This is a genomic window from Bradyrhizobium sp. th-b2 (assembly GCF_000426785.1).
GTDB lineage: Bacteria > Pseudomonadota > Alphaproteobacteria > Rhizobiales > Xanthobacteraceae > Bradyrhizobium > Bradyrhizobium septentrionale.
The window spans coordinates 1-2805 of the sequence record NZ_AUGA01000198.1; the positions used below are offsets into that span (position 1 = coordinate 1).

Here is a 2805-nt window from a genome sequence, read left to right on the forward strand (position 1 = left end):
GGCCTCTCGTACCGTTTGCGTTGCATGACTGCGGACGCGACCGCCGGCATGCTGGCGTGACATTGCCGGCGTCGAACGCCACGCCCTGTCTGATATGAGGCAGGGAGTTCATTCAAATCGAGCCGTTCCGCCCGGACCTTCCGGCTTCCCCGTCAGAAAAATATCGGGTTGGCGCGTACAACCCCGAGAGGGAGTGCGGAATAGCCGCATGGACGGATCGGCACAGCAGCGCCTCGATTCTCCCAACGTCTCCGTTATGGACTTTGGCATGGCTATCCTTCTGATATTAAATTGCTATTAGCATTCGCATAACATAGATTATGGAATATATTCAGGCAACGTTTCACTTTACATACCCAAATGCTTGATGTAGGATTTTCGTCATTGGAGATACGCCATGGCGAGATCAGTCCTTTCCGAAGATCGCTTCCACAACGAGGATGCCGCTTTCGAATACGTCGAGAGTCAGCTTTGGCCCCGTGGCCCGATCTGCCCGCACTGCCAAAATGACGATCAGGAAAGCATCGGGCGGCTGTCCGGCAAGACGACCCGCACGGGCTTGCGCAAGTGCTATGCCTGCCGGAAGCCGTTCACGGTCCGGATGGGCACGATCTTCGAGGAAAGCAAGCTGCCGCTTCGGTTCTGGCTTCAGGCCATCCACCTGATGTGCGCCAGCAAGAAAGGCGTCTCGACCCGCCAGCTTCAGCGCATCCTCGGCTGCGGCATGAAGACGGCTTGGCACCTTGGTCATCGCATCCGCCTTGCGATGGCTCCTGACGGCTCCGTGGGGCCGCTGGGCGGCTCTGGGAAGATCGTCGAGGCCGACGAGGCGGCCTCGACGGCGTCTATCAGCACGTCGACGAGAAGCACCTTGACCGCTATCTGGCCGAGTTCGACTTCCGGCAGAACACCCGTGAAAAGCTCGGCATCAACGACGAGCAGCGCGCCGATCTGGCCCTCAGGGGCTTCCCCGGCAAGCGCCTCACCTACAAGACAACTCATAGCGCCTCGGAGGCCTAAGGCGGCGCTCCAACTCGAATTGCCGTTCCAATGGAAAAGGGGCCGGGCATGACGCCCGGCCCCGCCATCGTTATCCTAGACGGTGCCAACCAACCTAGGAGCGATGGAATGAAAAGCAGCGACATCCCTAACCCCGCCGACCTTTTGACGGCGTTTTCGAATTACGAAGCGAATGTTTATTCGGGACTGTGGACGTCTTTCCGACTTTGCTACCGATTGCGCGAGAAAAATTTGCTGGATGACGATGATGTTCGCGCGATCTTCGATCTGGAGATCGCGCAACAATTAGCGCCAGCGAATCTGCGAGAGGGAGTACTAGCAAAGCTTCGAGATATGAGAGATCAGTGCCTTGCACAGAACTCTCCAGCATCCCCAAAAATGACCCATTGAAAGGCGGTATGCCGCCGACAACCTTTGTGCTTGCCAATAGTCAAGCGCCTCCATTGCGCGTATAAGGGTTGCGCGCTGTGGAGCGTCTTGCATTTGTGATCGCCTCGGGTGGCCGCCCGGGGCGATTTCGTCTATATAGCACGGCATGACACGCAAACCAGAACGCAAGCCCGACGATCCCGAACAGTCCAAGCGATTCATCGATGCCGCGAAAGAAGCGGAAGCCGATGAAACGGAAAAGGGCGCTGATCGCGCGTTCAAGAAGATTATCGAACGACCTTCACCCAAGAAATGATTGGTTGTAGATCATCGCTTGGCGAACCCGCACATCCACCTCAATCGTAAGCCGAACATAGTCTGCGGGATGATCTTGTGCGCCCAACAGGCGTTCGCTCTCGACTGCCAATCCTGAGACCATAGAGTCGTCTTGGAGAAGGCAATAGATTGGATCGCGTTGTGCGTTGGGCTCCAATATCTGTTCCTTGTGCTGAGGCATCGTCAGTGCGTCGACAAGGGTTTTGATCCGCCCATCAATATCTCCGCCTTGATAGACCTTACCCGGAGATTCCTTCCGCAAAAAGACGATCTTCAGCCCGCAGTGAAGCGCGAACGATTCCCTCACCAATGGCCGGAACCAGGCTCCATGTCTTTCGATGGGCTCACATAGATCGAGGGTGCCATGACTAACCCTCGGATGTTTGGGGACCCATGGCGCTTCAACGGGACCCGGATGCTGATGGTGAGGTTGGAGATTTACAGCACCTCCGTGCTTCGGGAAGTAGCGTCCATTCCGCTCAATTTCCTGCAGGGCAGGATGAGACGCCCAAAGGTCTCTGATCTGGGGATCGAACGCCTTCCGGATTTTCCATTTTTCTCCGTTCTTCCGCGCATTGGCTGAAGGCGGCAGTGATCCCTCATAGGTCAAGGTGAATTTCACGAAAGGCGCTCCGTATGCGCCAACTCCGGATTTGGAGGAAAAGCGCATCAGATCATACCTTTAGCGGCTGGGTATGGGAAGTGAAACGTCGCCTATATTCCCAGTAACTTCTTAGAGGATGTTGCGCCGAAATCGTGCAGCCGCATTCCAGGCGAACGACCGTCGACGACCGGGAAATGAACGTCGGTGCATTTCTTCGCGACGTAGGCAATCTCGCCCTCGTCAATGCAATGCATCAGACAGCTTACACTTCTGTCTGGACAAGAGCTATCGCCAAATTTTGGTGACGGCCGGGGCCGGTCAGGCGGCGGCGGTTGTGGGTTGACGGTCGGTCGGTTTAGCGATGACCTCGATCCCGTCGGAGAATGTCACACCGAGAACGAGTTTTGGCAACTGGTTGTGACCGTCGAGACGGCGCCAGCTTTTCTGCGCGGCCTCAAGCAGTTTGAAGACCATCG

3 protein-coding genes and 2 pseudogenes are annotated in these 2805 nt (G+C 56.4%); 3 read left to right on the top strand and 2 right to left on the bottom strand.

The features are described from left to right. Positions 1–397: 397 nt before the first annotated feature. The 3 genes and pseudogenes from K359_RS60705 to K359_RS62835 all read left to right on the top strand — a co-directional run bounded on the left by K359_RS60705 (position 398) and on the right by K359_RS62835 (position 1705). A pseudogene (locus K359_RS60705) lies at positions 398–1020 on the top strand (transposase). A gap of 108 nt (positions 1021–1128) precedes the next feature. Continuing rightward, positions 1129–1410 carry a hypothetical protein gene (locus tag K359_RS0147500; protein WP_156929132.1) on the top strand — a complete coding sequence of 94 codons (282 nt, stop codon included), beginning with the start codon at positions 1129–1131 and terminating at the stop codon, positions 1408–1410. Positions 1411–1555: 145 nt separating this feature from the next. Beyond that, a complete protein-coding gene (locus K359_RS62835; RefSeq protein ID WP_156929133.1) occupies positions 1556–1705 on the top strand; it encodes a hypothetical protein in 150 nt (49 codons plus the stop codon). Here the strand turns inward: K359_RS62835 and K359_RS62840 are convergent. Together K359_RS62840 and K359_RS62845 are read right to left on the bottom strand one after the other, a co-directional pair. Beyond that, positions 1691–2347 (bottom strand): hypothetical protein, encoded by a 657-nt coding sequence (locus tag K359_RS62840; protein ID WP_156929134.1) that lies wholly within the window; start codon positions 2345–2347, stop codon positions 1691–1693. The two genes, K359_RS62835 and K359_RS62840, sit on opposite strands and share 15 nt — an antisense overlap. A 300-nt stretch (positions 2348–2647) precedes the next feature. Continuing rightward, positions 2648–2805 (bottom strand): annotated as a pseudogene (locus K359_RS62845) (IS256 family transposase); the annotation flags it as partial.